Below are 16,560 nucleotides of genomic sequence, written 5' to 3' on the forward strand. Positions count from 1 at the left end.
CGCTGGAGATGCTCTGATTTTGCTCGTCATCCCGGCGAAGCGCTTTTCAACAGCCGAAGGGCTGGTCAAGCCGGGATCCAGTGCCTTCAAGTCATTGAAGGCAAGAGCACTGGATGACCAGACCTGCGTCTGTTGAATACCCTGCTTTCGCAGGAATGACGAACAAGAGGCCGATTGTTCAGACCTGCCTCGGCATGGCGCGCTCACACCAGTCGCAAGTCCCTGGCCTTCGCCTGCGGAAACACCGTCTGCAACTGGTTCGGGTTCAGTCCCCACAGCCGCGCGAACATCCCGCCCAGCACGTCGCGGTAGTCGTTGAGGACGGGGTAGTCGCGGTTCTGGAACAGGGTCGCCTGCGTGACCGCCATCTGCTCGCCGGCGATCCGGCCGCCGGCGACCTTGCCGCCCAGCACCCAGTGCACGGTGCCATGGCCGTGGTCGGTGCCGCGGTCGCCGTTCTCGCGGAAGGTGCGGCCGAATTCGGAGAGCACCACCACGGTGGTGTCGTTCCAGGCGTCGCCCAGCGCGTCGGCGTAGGCGGCGAGGCCTTCGGCTAGGTTCTTCAAATTGTTGGCGAGGCCGCCCTTGGTGCTGCCCTGGTTGACGTGGGTGTCCCAGCCGCCCACGTCGACGAAGCCGAGGCGGTACTGGTCGCGCATCAAGGTGGCGATGCGCCGTGTCTCGGCGGCGAAGTTGTGCGCGCTGGGGGCGCCGCGGCTGGCCGCCACCATCTCGTCGCGCAGATCCTTCGAGATGGATTGCGGAAGCGCGAGGCCATCGGCGCTGGCCTGGGCCAGCGCGGTGCCCTTGTACATGCCGGCAAGGATCGCCGCCTGGCGTTCGTCGAAGTGCGCCTTGGGATCGGCCTTCAGCGCGATGTTGGGAATGTCGCGCGCCGCACCCTGGAACGACAGCGGCAGGTTGTCGGTGAAGGCGATGGCCGGCACGCCGGTGAGCACGCCTGACAATCGTGCGAGGAAGCCGGAGCGGTAGTTGCCGCTCACGCCAACCGGCTGGCCGCGTTCGATGTGGTCCTGCGTCTCGAAGTGGCTGCGCGAGAGGTCGTTGGTGCCGGCGAAGGGAATGAAGGCGAGCTGCTTCTTCTGCCACAGCGGGTAGAGCGAGTCGCGCACCACCGGGTTGAGGCCCCAGTTTGCGTCCAGCGCCACGGCGCTGTCGGGATCATTCGCGTCGGGGCGCTTGATCGCGAGCGTGGGTCGCGAGGCGTAGTAGAAGTCGCTGCCGCAGGGCACCAGCAGGTTGTTGCAGTCGTAGCCGCCGCGCAGGAACACCAGCAGGAAGCGTGGCGTATTCGCGGGCGCGGCGAACAGGCGGCCGGAGAACGACAGCGTGGAAGCGGCGGCTGCGCCGGCGGTGGCAAGCAGGAATTCGCGGCGGTTCATGGCGGATATCTCGATGATGGTTTGGCGTCCCCTGCTTGCAGCCATGCCCCGACTCTGAATGACGTCATTCCCGCGAACGCGGGAGGCGACTCACAACAGCGCAAAGCGCTGGTCATCCATTTCCGGTCTAGCCGAAGATCAACATGGATGCCCGCGTTCGCGGGCATGACGTCTCGGCAGATGGCTTGGGTACGGGGCATGGCTGTGTGCAGGGAAGGGGCGTCAGCGATAGTTGAAGTCGGGCGAAGACAGCAGGAAGGTGTTCCATTCCATCGGCGACTTCGCCTTGGCGAGCGCGTCGCGGGTGGCATCGGAGAGTCGTGGTGCGATCGCGTCGCGGTACAGCGTGGAGCCTTGCAGGTCGGGCGCGCCGGGTGGTGGGTCGTTCGCGGCATTCGCGTCGCCGCCGTCATCCACGAACAGCCGGTTGCGGCCGCTGCCGATCACGCGGGCGAAATCGAAGCGCTTGCTCAGCTGGCCCGAGCCGGTCCAGCTCGCCGAATCCAGCGGCCAGCCGTCCGGCGTGATGCGCCCGTACAGCGGCTCGCCCATCTGGCGCAGCCAGTTCACCAGCGGCGCGGCGTTGGGGATGGGCTGGCCGTCGTAGGTGAGGCGCATCGCCGAAACCAGGAAGCGCGTCGGGTCCTTGAACTTTTGCCCGCCCACCGCGGCGGCCTCCTTCGACAGCATCATCGTGCGCAGCACCGCAGCGATGTCGCCGTCCGTGCGCTGGAAGGTCTGCGCCATCGCGTCCACCAAGATGGGCGAGGGCTTGTCGGCGATGAAGTACTCCGCGAGCTGCTGCGAGACGAAGTGCGCACAAGCGGGCTGCTGCGTGATGAGGTCCACCGCCTGCTCGATCTCGGCGTAGCCGCTGCCTTTGATCGTCTGGCCGAGGAAGCTCTTGTCGCCGTAGTCGTGCTGGCGCGAGTTGAACTGGAACAGGCCCTCGCGCACGACGCCGGGCGGCATGCGCGCGAAGCGGCCCTCGCGCGCGGCGAGCCTGGGTGGCACGATGCCGGCGCCGGTGAGCACGCGCATCAGCTGCTGCACGTCGGCCTGGGTGTAGCCCGAACCCACGCCCAGCGTGTGCAGCTCCATCAGCTCGCGCGCGTAGTTCTCGTTGGTCTTGTCCTTGACGTTGTGCACGTTGTCGAGAAACACCAGCATGGCCGGGCTCTTCAGCGTGGCCATCACCAGATCCTTGAACTTGCCCAGCGCACGCGGGCGTATCACGTTTTCCTCGTAGTCGGCGGCGAACACGCGCACCGGACCCTTGTTCGCGTACACGCTGAAGTGGTTCAGCCAGAACCACACCAACTGCTCCTTGAGCTGGTCACCGCCGTAGATCGCGTGCAGCAGCTCGGCCTGCGCGGCCTGCTGTTCGAGCCCTCGGCGATATTGCGCAAGCGCCTTCTTCGCAGTGTCCTTGGCCGGGCCAGCGGGCGTGTCCTTGTACTGCTTCTGGCGCTCGCGGAAATCTGCCCACAACTCGGGCAGCGGCGTGTTCACCACGGACAAGGCGCGGATCTGCGCGGCGACCTGTGGCGGCAGCGTGTCGTCGCCGCCGGCCAACTGTTCGTCGAGGAAGCGCGTGCGGCCGAGCTGGCGGTAATGCGCCAGCGTGGCGCTGTCCAGGCCGAAACCGTCGCGGCGCAGCCAGGCGATGTCGGAGAGACTCAGCCCATCCACCTTCGCGGTGACGGTGGATGTTGGCATGCGCTGCTGCGGCGTGCTTTGGCCGGCGCAGGCCAGTACCGGCAGGCAGGTCAGCAACAGGCCCAGTGCGAGGCTGCGGCGGCGTGGCGGTGCGGCAGGCATGCGTCCATTCTCCGGCGAGGGTGTCGGGTGGCTTCAACGGCGAGGATGCCGCAGCGGATGACCATGCCGCCGTGACGCATCGGGCGGATTCGCTGGCGATTCATCTTTCGCAGCAACTTGCGTGACGGTGCGCCGGTTACCATGCGCTCCCCGCCGGAGCGATGCGATGCCCAAGACCTACGACCGCGCCTATTTCGACAAGTGGTACCGCGACCCCGCACATGCGGTGGGGTCGCCGGCCGAGCTCAGACGCAAGGTCGCGATGGTGGTGGCGCAGGCGGAGTACTACCTCGGCCGGCCGATCCGCAACGTGCTGGACGTGGGCTGCGGTGAAGGCACCTGGCGCGCGCCGTTGCGTGCGCTCAGGCCCGGCCTCGACTACCGCGGGCTGGACGCCAGCGAGTACGCGGTGGCGCGTTACGGGCGCAGCCGCAACCTCGGCCTCGCGCGCTTCGGCCAGCTCGAACACCTGCGCTTCGACACGCGCTTCGACCTGATCGTGTGCACCGACGTGCTGCACTACCTGAAGCGAGCGGAGATCCGTGCGGGCCTCATCGGCATAGCCGAAATGCTGGAAGGCATCGCCTTCCTCGAACTCTTCACCAGCCACGACGACGTGGACGGCGACCACCACGGTTTCGTGGCGCGCGCACCGGGCTGGTATCTGCACGAGTTCGGCGAGGTGGGCCTGCTGCCGTGCGGCTCGCACTGCTACCTCGGGCCGCGACTGGAGCGGCATATCGCGGCGCTGGAGCGGGCGCAGATGCCCGCGTGATCGTTCTCCCCTCTCCCACTTGTGGGAGAGGGGAGCGAGGTGTCAGAACTCCACGTGCGCACGCAACCCCGCGAATGCCGCCGGCCCACGGTCGCGGTTGTAGCCCGGATGGCGAATCCACTGGAAATCGGGGCTGAGCGTGAGGTGCGCGAACGGCGCGTAGCTGTAATACAGCTCGAAGATTTCCTCGTGCGCGTAGTTCAGCTTGCCATCACCCAGCACGAAGCCGCTGCCGCCGGCTTCGAGATAGTCGCGGTGCGCGGGTGACAGCGCGTTGAGCGCGAAGCCCATGCCGAGATGGTCGGCGCTGCGGCCCCAGTGCACGCCGGAGAGCTGGAAGCCGAAGCTTGCGGTGCGGTCCACCTCGGTGAACACGAAGGATTCGGTGTGGCCGTCGTTCCAGCCTGCGCGGGCGAACAGGCCGGTGTCGCCGCCGTCGGCCAGCGGCAGTTCGCCGTTGACGACGAAGCCGAACTTGCGGCGGCCGGGGGCGTCGTCGGCGTGCACGTCCGGCGTGGTGCCGGTGGCCAGCGCCTGCGCAAGGGCATCGCGGTAGTTGCCCATGCGCGCGATGTTGCGGAAGGCGAGCAGGCGCAGTACCCAGCCATCGGGTTGCGGATGCAGGCTCAGTTGCAGCTGCTCGCCGCGTGCGTGGAACAGGTCGCTTTCCAGCCGCTGGCCGTTCGCCTCGTACGGCATGCGGTAGACGCCGTAGCGCAGCGTCCAGGTCGGGTTGACCCAGGCCAGCATCAGGCCGTCGGTGTAGCCGCGGGTGTCGGCGGCGAAGTCCCAACTGGTGGCGTTGAACAGGCCCCAGTTCATGAACTGGATGCGTGTGCCGTTGGCGTAGCGGTTGCGGTCGAAGTCGTCGTTGACCGCCAGCTTCCCCAGCTTCACGTCGAGGCGCCGGGTGGCCTGCGTGCCGGGCAGGTGGTCCTGGCTGCGTTCCACCGTTTCGCTGTCCACGCCCAGCGGCAGCGACCATTGCAGGTAGCGCCGCGCCACGTAGGCGCCGCGGCCCAGCCCGGCCACGCCGGCGCGGATCACGTCGCCGTTGGTGAGGCCACCCAGGCCGGTGGCGCCGCTGACACCTTCGCCGCGGAACATCTCCACGTCGAAGTAGAACGCCAGGTGCCACGGCAGCGCCACGCCGAAGTAGGCGCCGAAGGTATGCGAGCGTTCGGTGTCGCCCTGCGGGTGCAGGCTCATCGCGCCGGCGTACGGCGAATGCACGCGGCCCTGGTGCTGGTCGACGAAGGTGTACTGCGCGCCCAGCCATTGCGGGACGAACAGCGGCGCATCATCGGCATGCGCGGTGCCGGCCAGCGCGAGCGCGCCGGCGAGCAGCAGGGGAAGGGAGGTCGGGCGCATGGTGTGTGGCTGGTTCCTTCTCCGCGCGTCATGCCTGCGCAGGCAGGCATCCAGTGTCCTGGTTTCGACGGGTAGGTGTCACTGGGCCCCGGCGTGCGCCGGGGCGACGGCGGTTTCCCGATGTTCCCACCAGCCGCCACCCAGCGCCTGGTACAGCGCGACGGTGTCACCGTAGCGGCTGGCCTGCGCCTGCACCAGCGCGACGACGGCTTGCTGCTGCGCCTGTTCGGCCTGCAGCACGGCGAGGTGGTCCACGTCGCCCAGCGCGAACTGGCGTTGCGCGATGGCGAGGCTGCGCACGGCAGCCTGTTCGGCGAGCTGCGCCGCGGCCAGCCCGTCGGCGTCGGACTTCAGCGCGTACAGACTGTCGGCCACGTTCTGCAGCGCGGCTATCACGGTGCCGCGGTATTGCGCCTTCGCCGCATCCAGCGCGGCTTCGGCGGCGCGCTGCTGGTGCTTCAGGCTGCCGGCGTCGAACAGCGGCTGGCTGACATCGGCGGCAAGGTTCCAGAACACCGTGCCGTGGCTGAACAGGTCGCTGATCTTCGTGGGCGAGCTGCCCGCATTGGCGCTCAGCGTGAACCTGGGCAGGCGGTTCGCCTCGGCCACGCCCACCTGCGCGCTGGCCGCGTGCAGCTGTGCCGCGGCGGCGCGCACGTCGGGGCGTTGTTCCACCAGCCGCGAGGGCAGGCTGAGCGGCAGCTCGGCAGGCAGGTGCAGGTCGGCGAGGGCCAGCGTGGTGTCGGGCTGATCGGCAGGCGCACGACCGAGCAGCGCGGCCAGCGCGTCGTCCTGCAGCGCGAGCTGTTTCTGCAGCGGCGGCAGCGTGGCCTGCGCCTGCGCCAGCGTAGCCTGCTGCGCGGCAACCGCCGCCTCCGGCACGGCGCCCAGCGCGAACTGGCGGCGCAGCGAATCCAGCGTCTGCCGCTGGCTGTCGACGATGGCCTGCGTGGCGGCGATCTGCGCGCGCAGGCTGCCGGCGTTGATCGCGCCGACCGCCACGTTCGAAGCGAGGCTGAGCTTGGTGGCTTCGAGCTGGTAGCGCTGCACGTCGGTCTGCGCGCGCAAGGCTTCGAGCTGGCGGCGGCTGCCGCCGAACAGGTCGGGCGCCCACGACACGCTGAGCTGGGCCGTGTGCAAGGTGTAGTAGTCGTAGCCCGAGGCGGCGGGGCTGGCCAGCGTGCCGGCAACGCGCTGGCGGCTCACGTTGTAGTCCGCGCTTGCGCTGGGATACAGCGCGCCACGGCCGGCGGCCTGCGCCTCCTGTGCTTGGCGCAGCGCGGCCTGCGCCGCGGCGAGGCCGGGGTTGGCCTGGAGCGCCTGCGCGATCAGCGCGTCGAGCTGCTCCGAGTGGAACAGCATCCACCATTGCGCCGGCACGTCCTGTCCGGCGACGAGGCGCTGGGCATCGTCGCCGCTGCCCAGCGTGGCGGGCAGGGGCTGCGCGGTGTAGCGCGCGACCTTGGGCGGAGTGGGGCGGTGGAAGTCGGGGCCGACCATGCAGCCGGCGAGCAGCGCCGCGCCGAGCACGAGCAGCGAGCGAAAGGAGTGAATGGCGAGTGTCTTCATCGGAACACCTGGTGGCGGCGCGCACGGCGAGCGGCGCGCCGCGTGGCTATCAATGGGCGATGCCCTGGGTGGGCGCGGGCGAGGCGGTGCGCGGCGGGTACTTGCGCTCGATCCAGCGTTCCAGCGCGTAGTACAGCGCCGGCAACAGGTACAGCGTGAGCAGGGTGGCGATGGCAAGGCCGCCCACCACCACGGTGGCGAGGCCGCGCTGCACGTCGGTGCCGATGCCGGTGGCGAGCGCGGCGGGCAGCATGCCGAAGCTGGCCACGGTGGCGGTCATCAGCACCGGGCGGAAGCGCTCGGCGGCACCTTCCACCACCGCCGATGCCAGCGCCATGCCTTGCGCGCGCAGCCGGTTGATGTTGGCCACCATGATGATGCCGTTCTGCACCGCCACGCCGAACAGCGCGATGAAGCCCACCGCGGTGGCGATGTTCAGCGTCTCGCCGCGCACATGCAGCGCGATCAGCCCGCCCAGCGTGGCCAGCGGCACCACGCCCAGCACCAGCAGCGACTGGCGCAGCCGGCCGAACTCGGCCAGCAGCAGCACCGCCATGATCGCCATCACCATGCCCAGCACCACGATCAGCCGCGCCTGCGCACGCTCGGCCTCCTGGAAGGTGCCGGCCCATTGCAAGCGGTAGGTCTGCGGGTCGTAGTGCAGCTTCTGCGCGATCAGCGCCTGCGCCTCGTCCACCAGCTTCGACAGCGCCAGCTGGTGGTTCTCCACGGTGATCGACAGCTGGCGCTTGCCGCCCTCGTGGGCGATCGTGCCCTCGCCGGTCTGGTAGCCGATGTGCGCCACCAGCGACAGCGGAATCTGCGCGCCGCTGGCCGTGGTCAGCGGCAGCTTGCCGATGGCCTCGACGTTGTTCGCCACGGCATTGGAAACGCGCGCGGTGACGTTGTAGATGCGGTCGCCCACGTAGACCTGGGTGATCGGCGCGCCGCCGATCGCGGTCTGGATCAGGCCGCTGATGTCGGCGACGTTGACGCCGTAGCGCGCCGCGGCGGCGCGGTCGGCCTTGATGACGAGTTGCGGGATCGGCGGCTCCTGGAAGATCGCCGCCTCGGTGCCGGAGATGGTCTTGAGCTGGTCCACGATCTGCCCGCCGAGGCGACGCATCTGCTTGAAATCCTGCCCGTAGACGTACAGCACCAGCGCGCTGTGCGCGCCGCTGATCATGTCGTTCTCGCCGTCGCTGATCGGCTGGCTGATGCCGATGCTCATGCCGGGCAACTCACGATCCAGCCGCGCCTGGAAGCGCTGCACGAAGGCATCCTTGCTCTCGTGGCCGGGCCAGCTGTCGTAGGGCTTCAGGCCCACCGCCACCTCGACGTGCGAGGGCGTCCACGGATCGGTGCCGGTGTCGTTGCGGCCGAGCTGGGTGACCACGTAGGAGACTTCGGGGAAGGAGCGCACCACGCGTCGCAAGTCGCCGGCCATCGCGCTGGCCTCATCCAGCGACAGGCCGCTGGGCATCTGCACCTGCAGCCACAGCGAACCTTCGTCCAGCGTGGGCAGGAAGGCGCGGCCCAGGGTGGCGCCCAGCACGACCACCGCCACCAGCGCGAGGCCGGTGGCGAGGTAGGCCACGCGCAGGTGCTGCAGCAGCTTGCCCAGCGTGGATTTGAAGCCGGCGTGCAGCTTTTCCAGCGGCCGGTTGTGGAACGGCTTGCGCGGCTTGCGCAGCGCGAGGTACGCCAGCCCCGGGACCAGGGTGATCGTGCACAGCAGCGCGGCCAGCAGCGCATAGCCCACGGTGAAGGCCATCGGCCGGAACAGCTTGCCCTCGGCGTGCTCGAACGCGAACAGCGGCAGGTAGGCGGTGACGATGATCAGGGTGGCGAAGAAGATCGGCTTGCCGACCTGGGCGGTGGCCGCCATCACGTCGGACGCGGCCAGCTCCTCGTGCGGCTTGGCCTCGCGACGCAGCAGGATCGCCTCGGTGACCACGATGGCGCCGTCCACGATCACGCCGAAGTCGATCGCGCCGATCGAGAACAGGTTCACGCTCATGCCGGTGAGGTGCATCAGGATGAACACCGTGACCAGCGACAGCGGGATCACCGTGGCCGTCACCAGCGCCGCGCGCGCGCTGCCCAGGAACAGGATCAGCACGATCAGCACCAGGCCCACGCCTTCCATCACGGTGTGGAACACCTTGTCGGTGGTGGCCTGCACCAGGTCGTCGCGGTCGAGGTAGGGCACGATCTTCACGCCCTGCGGCGCGAGCTGCTTGTTGAGTTCGTCCACCTTCGCGTGCAGGTCCACCAGTACCTTGGACGGGTTCTGGTACTTCAGCAGGTCGACGATGCCCTCGACGGTGTCGGGGTTGTTGTCCTTGCCGAGGATGCCCTCGCGCACCTGGTGGCCGTAGCGCAGTTCGCCCAGCTCGCGCACCAGCACCGGCACGCCGTGCGCCTGGGTCACCACGATGTCGCCCAGGTCCTTGAGCGAATGCACCATGCCGATGCCGCGCACGATGTAGCTCTGCTCGCCGCGGCTGATGCGGCCGCCGCCGGCGTTGGCGGTGTTCGCGGAGATCGCCGCCGTCACCTGCGCCACGCTGACGCCGTAGCGCAGCAGCGCGGCCGGATCGAGCACCAGCTGGAATTCCTTGGTGAAGCCGCCGAAGTTGTCCACGTTCGCCACGCCGGGCACGGACTGCAGCGCGGGGATCACCGTCCAGGTGTTGAGCTCGGACAGCTGCATCAGGTTCTGCGTGTCCGACTCCAGCGTGTAGCGGTAGATCTCGCCGGCCGGGCCGGAGACGGGATCGAGACCGGGCGTGATGCCGGGCGGCAGCTGCGCCTGGGCGATGCGCTCCATCACCCGCTGGCGTTCCCAGTAATCCTCGCTGCCGCCCTTGAACACCAGGGTGATCAGCGACAGGCCGAAGGTGCTGCTGGAGCGCATGTGCACCAGGCCCGGCGTGCCGGCCAGCGCGCGTTCCAGCGGCGTGGTGATCTGCTGCTCGATCTCCTCGGCGGCGAGGCCGGGCACCTGGGTGGTGACCTGGGCGGTGACGGCACCGAGCTCCGGGTAGGCCTCGATGGAAAGCTGGGTCCACGAGTAGTAACCGAAGATCGCCACCAGCACCGTGACCACCAGGAACAGCGTGCGCTTGTGGAAGCAGAACTCGATGATGCGGTCAATCATGGATCAGCACTCCGCCCGCCACGACCACGCGGTCGCCGGCCTTGAGGCCCTTGAGCACGCGCGCGCCGGCGTTCTCGTCGTAGCTCAGTTCCACCGTGCGGCGCTCGAACGTCCACGGCGCCACCTCGACGAACACCGTGGTGCTGTCGTTGTTCATCAGCAGCGCCGACTCGGGCACGAACACCTGCGCGGGCTGCTGCACGGCCACGCTGGCGCGGGCGTACATGTTGGGCTTCAGCGCGTGGTCGGCGTTGTCGAAGGCGATGCGGACCTTGTCGCGGCGGGTGTCGGGATCGAGCACGGCGCTGACCGACGCCACCGTGCCGCGGAACACGCGGTCCGGATACGCCGGCACGCTGGCGCTGGCGGCCTGGCCTTTCGCGACCTGGCCCAGCTCGTTCTCCGGCACCTGCGCGGTGATCCAGACCTTGTCGATGTTGGCGATGGTCATCAGCGCCGCGGTGGGATCGTTGACGAACATGCCCGGAGCGATGGACAGCGCGGTGATCGTGCCGCCGATCGGCGCGCGCATCTGCATCGGTCGCGCGCCGGTCTGGGCGTCCGCACTGCCGCCCAACGCCACCAGCCGGGTCTGCGCGCGGCGGTATTCGGCCTGCGCCTGCGTCACGCCGCTCTGCGCGGCTTCCAGGTCCTTCACTGCGGCGCCGCCGGCCTGCTGCACGCCGCGGGCGCGATCCAGCGTCTTCTGCGCGAGGCTCAGCGCGTCACGTGCCTTGTCCGTGTCGGCATAGGCCTGGGCGAGGTCGCCGGAGTCGATCACCGCCAGCAACTGGCCGCGCTCGACGCGGTCGCCGAGGTCGACCTTCAATGCCACCACGCGCCCGGCGAGCGCGGGCAGCACGTTGGCCATGTGCGCGGGATCGGCCTCGACGGTAGCGGGGAAATCCAGCGCGTGAGGCGCCTGGTGCAGCTCGACCGGCGCGACCTTCAGCCGCTGGCGCAGCGGTGAGTCGGCCGGCACCTCGATGCGCGATCCGTGCTGGACGAAGGCGGGTGCGGCCTCGTGCTCGCCCGCATCGTGCGAGCAGCCGCCGAGCAGGCAGGCGAGGGCGAGGGCGAGGGCGAGGGCGAGCGTGCAGGCGGCGACGCGCGGGCGGGAAACGTGGTGGGACATGGCTTGCATCCGTGGCGGCCGGGCGGGCGGCGGCGGATGCAAGCGGGCACTCAGCCGTGCATCACGCCGGGCGCCGTGGCCCGGTGGGAGGTGGATTCGTCGGGGATGCGCCCGGACGGGGCGCGGAGGGAGGTCGACTGTCGCTGGGCATCAGGGGCCTCCATGATCCGTGGCATGGCGAAGTGCATCGTGCCGCGCGCAGGTGGCGGACAGATGGCAGGCACGCCCGAACGCGCGACGCGTTGACGTCGCGCACGATGTTCTTGAACGCGTTGTTCCTGAGCGCGTTGTTCTTGATACAGGGAAGCGGTGAAGCAGCATGGGCTCGCCTCTGCATGCGCCCGCGGCGCATGGGGGCGGCCCGTTCCTCAGTCGAGGAAAGCGCGGGCCGACCGCTGGCGGTCGCAGGCGTTCATCGGGTTGTGCAACGCCGGCATCCGCAAGGGTTTGCGGTCGCCGACGCATCGACTGGGAATACTGTCCATTTCTCGCTGGAAGTGGCCAAGGAAGCCGTCAGCCGGGCTGAGGGCGCGCGCACTGTAGTTGCGGGCCGGCGGGCTGTCAACGCGTTTGGATGAGCCATCGCGGGGGCCGGCGCATCGTCGCGGACAGGCATGGCGCAGCACCGCAATCCGGCGGGTGAATCGCGGCTGAGGGGGTGGGGTGCCGACCTGTCCGCGGAGGGTGGAACACTGTGCGGCGGTCATCATTGCGCAACGCCGGGGGCGAACGCCTCCGCTGCCACGACGCGCTTTCTTGCGCCTCCGGCTTTGCCTGCCGGCACACCATGCTGCGTCAGAAAACGCGTCTTGCTTCGTACCCGGTGGCTTGCATCGCCGGGATCGCGCGCCGCCTAGTTGTTGTCGCCGCCCAATATCGAGCCGACGACACCGCCGAGCAGGCCGGCACCGATGCCGGTCGAGGCCGCCCGGTTGCCTTCGCGCGGCAGGTATTCGGCGATCTGATGGGCCAGGCGCGAGATCGGCAAGGTCTGCAACCACACCGTGCCGGGCCCGGTGAGCGATGCGAGGAAGATGCCGTCCCCACCAAATATGGCATTGCGGATGCCGGGCACGGTGGTGATCTGGAAGCTCACCGAGGCCTGGAAGGCGCCGACGTGGCCGGGGTGCACGCGCAGCGTCTCGCCGGGGGCCAGGTCCTTCTGGATGAGTTCGCCGGACAGCTCCAACCAAGCCGTGCCGCTGCCGCCGATGTGCTGCAGCAGGAAGCCGCTGCCGCCGAAGATGCCGGCACCCAGCGACTGCTGGAAGCCCACGCCGATGCTGACCTGCGGCGTGGCACAGAGGAAGCCGTGACGATGCACCATGTATTCGCGGCCCGGCGCCACCGGCACCGGCACGATATGGCCGGGCACCTTGGTGGCGAACGCCACGGTGCCGGGGGATTGCACGGCGCGGTAGTCCGTCATGAACAGGCTGCCGCCGCCGACCACGCGCTTGAACATGCCGAGCAGGCCGCCACCGCCGCCCATCTGGGTATGCGTGGTCATCTGCACCGAAGCGCTCATCCACGACAACTCGCCGCTTTCGGCGAACACGCTTTCGCCGGGATCGAGCTGCACTTCGAGCACGGGCATGGTCGTGCCCTGGATATGTGTCTGCATGGCAATCTCTTCGGACGAGGATGGGGCGGGGCGATCCGTCCGCGTGCGCAGTCGCGGTCGCATGCTTCGATGAAGATGCGCTGCATCCTACGCTTCCGCATCGTCGCTCGTAAGCACTCCCATCAACCCGAAGGCCACCTTGCGGCGGCCTTCGGTTGCATTGCGTCGAACGACTTGCTCAGCCGCCGCGCGAGGCGCGCTTGCGGTCGTTCTCGGTGAGGTGCTTCTTGCGCAGGCGGATTTCCTTCGGCGTCACCTCGACCAGCTCGTCGTCGTCGATGAAGTCCAGCGCCTGCTCCAGCGAGAACTTGGTGGCCGGGGTCAGCTGGATCGCATCGTCCTTGCCCGAGGCGCGCATGTTGGTGAGCGGCTTGGGCTTGATCGCGTTGACGGTGAGGTCGTTGTCCTTGGCGTGGATGCCGACCAACTGGCCCTCATACACGTTGTCGCCTTCGGCGGCGAACAGCTTGCCGCGTTCCTGCAGCGGGCCCAGCGAGTAGGCAGGCGTGGTGCCGCCGGCGTTCGCGATCATCACGCCGTTGAGGCGCTTGGCGATCTGGCCTTCTTCCTTCGGGCCGTAATGGTCGAACACGTGGAACAGCAGGCCCGAGCCCTGGGTGAGGGTCTTGAACGCGTTCTGGAAGCCGATCAGGCCGCGCGCCGGGATCATGTACTCCAGACGCACGCGGCCCTTGCCGTCCGGCTCCATGTTCTTGAGCTGGCCCTTGCGCACGCCGAGGCGCTCCATCACCGGACCCTGGTGGGTTTCCTCCACGTCGACCACCAACTGCTCGATCGGCTCCATCTTCTGGCCGTCGATCTCCTTGATGATCACTTCCGGACGCGACACGGCCAGTTCGTAGCCCTCGCGGCGCATGTTCTCGATCAGCACCGACAGGTGCAGCTCGCCGCGGCCGGAAACCAGGAACTTGTCGGCGTCCGAACCCTGCTCGACCTTCAGCGCCACGTTGTGCACCTGCTCGCGGTCGAGGCGATCCTTGAGCTGGCGGCTGGTGAGGAACTTGCCGCCGCTGAGGTCCTTGTTGCCGGCGAACGGCGAGTTGTTGACCTGGAAGGTCATCGAGATGGTCGGCTCGTCCACCGTCAGCGCCGGCAGCGCCTCGGGGGCGTCCAGCGCGGTGACGGTGTCGGAGATGGTCAGCTCGGCGATGCCGGAGATGGCCACGATGTCGCCGGCCTCGGCGCTGTCCTGCTCGATGCGTTCCAGGCCCATGAAGCCGAGCACCTGCAGCACCTTGCCTTGGCGCTTCTTGCCCTCGCGGTTGATCACCGCCACCGGCATGTTCTTCTTCAGCGTGCCGCGCTGGATGCGGCCGATGCCGATCACGCCCACGAAGTTGTTGTAGTCCAGCTGGCTGATGCGCATCTGGAACGGGCCTTCCGGATCGACCTCGGGCTTGGGCGTGTGCTGCATGATCGCCTGGTACAGCGGCGTCATGTCGCCCTCGCGCACGTTCTCGTCGAGGCTGGCGTAGCCGTTCAGGGCCGAGGCGTAGACGATCGGGAAATCCATCTGCTCCGGCGTGGCGCCGAGGCGGTCGAACAGGTCCCACACCTGTTCCACCACCCACTCGGGGCGCGCGCCGGGGCGATCGATCTTGTTGATCACCACGATCGGCTTGAAGCCCATCGCAAACGCCTTCTGCGTCACGAAGCGCGTCTGCGGCATCGGGCCGTCCATCGCGTCGACCAGGATCAGCACGGTGTCGACCATCGACAGCACGCGCTCCACCTCGCCGCCGAAGTCGGCGTGGCCCGGGGTGTCGACGATGTTGATGCGGTTGCCGTTCCACTTGATCGCGGTGTTCTTGGCCAGGATGGTGATGCCGCGCTCCTTTTCCTGGTCGTTCGAGTCCATCACGCGCTCGGCCAGTACGGTGCGCTCGCTGAGCGTGCCGGACTGCTTCAGCAGCTGGTCGACGAGGGTGGTCTTGCCGTGGTCGACGTGGGCGACGATGGCGATATTGCGCAGGTTTTCGATGGACATGGGATCGGCTCGGGCGATGCGGGGATCGTCGCGCAGGTTTTTGAAGGGCGAATCGGTCGATTATACGCGCTTGGATGACGATTTGCCCGCGTTTCCGATCGATCCGGCGGGCTGCGCTATCCTTGGCGATCCACGCGCCGTGCCTGCGGCGCACCGATCCTGTCCAACGCCGAGGAATGCCCATGGCCATCCAAGTCACCCTGCACACCAACCGCGGCCCGATCCGCCTGCGCCTGCACGACGACAAGGCGCCGCTGACCGTGGCGAATTTCGTGAACCTGGCCAAGCGCGGCTACTACGACGGCCTGTCGTTCCATCGCGTGATCGCCGACTTCATGGTCCAGGGCGGTTGCCCGGAAGGCAGCGGTCGCGGTGGCCCGGGCTACAAGTTCGAGGACGAGTTCCATCCCTCGCTGCGCCACGACAAGCCCGGCGTGTTGTCGATGGCGAACGCCGGCCCGCGCACCAACGGCAGCCAGTTCTTCATCACCCACGGCGCCACGCCGTGGCTGGACGGCAAGCACAGCGTGTTCGGCGAAGTGATCGATGCGAATGACCAACAGGTAGTCGACGCGATCCGCCAGAACGACGTCATCGAGAAGGTCACGGTCGAGGGCGACGTGGACGCGCTGCTGGCGGCCAAGGCCGACCGCGTGAAGGAATGGAACAGCGTGCTCGATCAGCGCGGCTGATCCGCGACAGGTGTCACCCCTGCAAGCCACCGCCTTGGTGCGGTGGCTTTTTCACGCGCCGGTCACGACAGAAACCGCGTGCGATCCATAGAATCGACGGGTCGCGCGCGACAACTGCGTTCGGCTTCCATCATCCAAGGAGAGCAGCCATGTCATTACTCGGTAGTTTGCTCGGCGGCGGCGGTCAGGCCGGCGGTTCGGATCTGGTGTCGGTGGCGGGTCAGCTGATCCAGCAGGCGGGCGGCGTGCAGGGGCTGGCCGGCATGCTGCACCAGGGCGGGCTCGGCGAAGCCGTGCAGTCGTGGGTGGGCAACGGCGCCAATCAGGCGGTGTCCGGCGATCAGCTCAACCAGGCGTTGCAGAGCGGTGGCCTGGGTTCGGTGCTGCAGGAGGCGGCCGGCAAGCTGGGCATGGACCAGGGCCAGCTGTCCGGTGCGCTGGCGCAGGTGTTGCCGCATGTGGTCGACCATCTGACTCCCGGCGGCCAGGTGCCGGCGCAGGGGCAGGGTGGTGGTTTCGATCTCGGCTCGCTGGCGGGGCTGGCCGGCAAGCTGTTCGGCTGAGCTTCGCCGACACGTCATGAGGTCGTGTGGGCGAGGCATGCCCCGCCCGCACGACCGCGTCTCACGAGGAGGCGCTGGGCTTGAACAGCACGTGGTAGATCGCGAGCAGGATGATCGCGCCCACGATCGAAGCGATGAAATGCACGAAGCCGTGCGCGGGCCACCAGCCCAGGTTCTCGCCCACCCAGGTGGCGAGGATCGAGCCCACGATGCCGATGACGATGGTGATGATGAAGCCGACCGAGTCCTTGCCGCCGCGGATGAACTTGGCGATGACGCCGACGATGAAGCCGATGATGATGACCCAGAGCCAATGCATATCCGTGTGTCCCCATGCGTGGTTGATGAAGTCCCCTGGATAGTGCGGAAGCCGCGCCTCCCTGCGGCTCCTGCCGCGCACCGTGCTGAAGGCGTGGCAGCGTGGGCATCATGCCAT

Annotated in this window: 12 protein-coding genes; 3 read left to right on the top strand and 9 right to left on the bottom strand. The window is 68.3% G+C overall.

The genetic code is table 11. The annotated features are described in order from the left end of the window. Window positions 1-203: 203 nt before the first annotated feature. Window positions 204-1,403, bottom strand: coding sequence for a DUF1501 domain-containing protein (locus AB7878_RS15780; RefSeq protein WP_369495274.1), 1,200 nt, complete (start codon window positions 1,401-1,403; stop codon window positions 204-206). Window positions 1,404-1,625: 222 nt separating this feature from the next. Beyond that, complete coding sequence (locus AB7878_RS15785; RefSeq protein ID WP_369495275.1) at window positions 1,626-3,224, bottom strand: DUF1800 domain-containing protein; 1,599 nt, start codon at window positions 3,222-3,224, stop codon at window positions 1,626-1,628. A 166-nt stretch (window positions 3,225-3,390) separates the two neighbouring features. On the opposite strand from AB7878_RS15785, the gene AB7878_RS15790 reads away from it, so the two are divergent. After that, on the top strand, window positions 3,391-3,999 hold the full coding sequence (locus tag AB7878_RS15790) for a class I SAM-dependent DNA methyltransferase (protein ID WP_369495276.1): 609 nt from the start codon (window positions 3,391-3,393) through the stop codon (window positions 3,997-3,999). Between the two features lie 42 nt (window positions 4,000-4,041). Here AB7878_RS15790 and AB7878_RS15795 read toward each other — a convergent pair whose 3' ends face one another. The 6 genes from AB7878_RS15795 to typA form a co-directional block, all read right to left on the bottom strand. Next, the gene (locus tag AB7878_RS15795) at window positions 4,042-5,370 is read right to left on the bottom strand and encodes a carbohydrate porin (RefSeq protein WP_369495277.1); all 1,329 of its coding nucleotides are present in this window, start codon (window positions 5,368-5,370) and stop codon (window positions 4,042-4,044) included. A 78-nt stretch (window positions 5,371-5,448) separates the two neighbouring features. Then, complete coding sequence (locus AB7878_RS15800; RefSeq protein WP_369495278.1) at window positions 5,449-6,939, bottom strand: efflux transporter outer membrane subunit; 1,491 nt, start codon at window positions 6,937-6,939, stop codon at window positions 5,449-5,451. 49 nt (window positions 6,940-6,988) lie between these two features. Further along, on the bottom strand, window positions 6,989-10,102 hold the full coding sequence (locus AB7878_RS15805; RefSeq protein WP_369495279.1) for an efflux RND transporter permease subunit: 3,114 nt from the start codon (window positions 10,100-10,102) through the stop codon (window positions 6,989-6,991). Then, complete coding sequence (locus AB7878_RS15810; RefSeq protein WP_369495280.1) at window positions 10,095-11,237, bottom strand: efflux RND transporter periplasmic adaptor subunit; 1,143 nt, start codon at window positions 11,235-11,237, stop codon at window positions 10,095-10,097. The genes AB7878_RS15805 and AB7878_RS15810 overlap by 8 nt, the downstream gene beginning before the upstream one ends. An 853-nt stretch (window positions 11,238-12,090) precedes the next feature. Further along, a complete protein-coding gene (locus AB7878_RS15815) occupies window positions 12,091-12,861 on the bottom strand; it encodes a TIGR00266 family protein (RefSeq protein ID WP_369495281.1) in 771 nt (256 codons plus the stop codon). 178 nt (window positions 12,862-13,039) lie between these two features. Next, the gene (gene typA / locus AB7878_RS15820) at window positions 13,040-14,869 is read right to left on the bottom strand and encodes a translational GTPase TypA (protein WP_369495282.1); all 1,830 of its coding nucleotides are present in this window, start codon (window positions 14,867-14,869) and stop codon (window positions 13,040-13,042) included. A 182-nt stretch (window positions 14,870-15,051) separates the two neighbouring features. On the opposite strand from typA, the gene AB7878_RS15825 reads away from it, so the two are divergent. Both AB7878_RS15825 and AB7878_RS15830 read left to right on the top strand, forming a co-directional pair. Next, a complete protein-coding gene (locus AB7878_RS15825) occupies window positions 15,052-15,561 on the top strand; it encodes a peptidylprolyl isomerase (RefSeq protein WP_077483901.1) in 510 nt (169 codons plus the stop codon). Window positions 15,562-15,710: 149 nt separating this feature from the next. After that, window positions 15,711-16,124: a YidB family protein gene (locus tag AB7878_RS15830; RefSeq protein WP_369495283.1), complete on the top strand. Its 414-nt coding sequence runs from the start codon at window positions 15,711-15,713 to the stop codon at window positions 16,122-16,124. Window positions 16,125-16,185: 61 nt separating this feature from the next. Here the strand turns inward: AB7878_RS15830 and AB7878_RS15835 are convergent, their stop codons facing one another. Beyond that, window positions 16,186-16,443, bottom strand: a complete 258-nt coding sequence (locus tag AB7878_RS15835; protein WP_369495284.1) for a GlsB/YeaQ/YmgE family stress response membrane protein — start codon at window positions 16,441-16,443, stop codon at window positions 16,186-16,188. Between the last annotated feature and the right edge of the window lie 117 nt (window positions 16,444-16,560).

This window comes from Rhodanobacter humi, from assembly GCF_041107455.1.
GTDB lineage: Bacteria > Pseudomonadota > Gammaproteobacteria > Xanthomonadales > Rhodanobacteraceae > Rhodanobacter_A.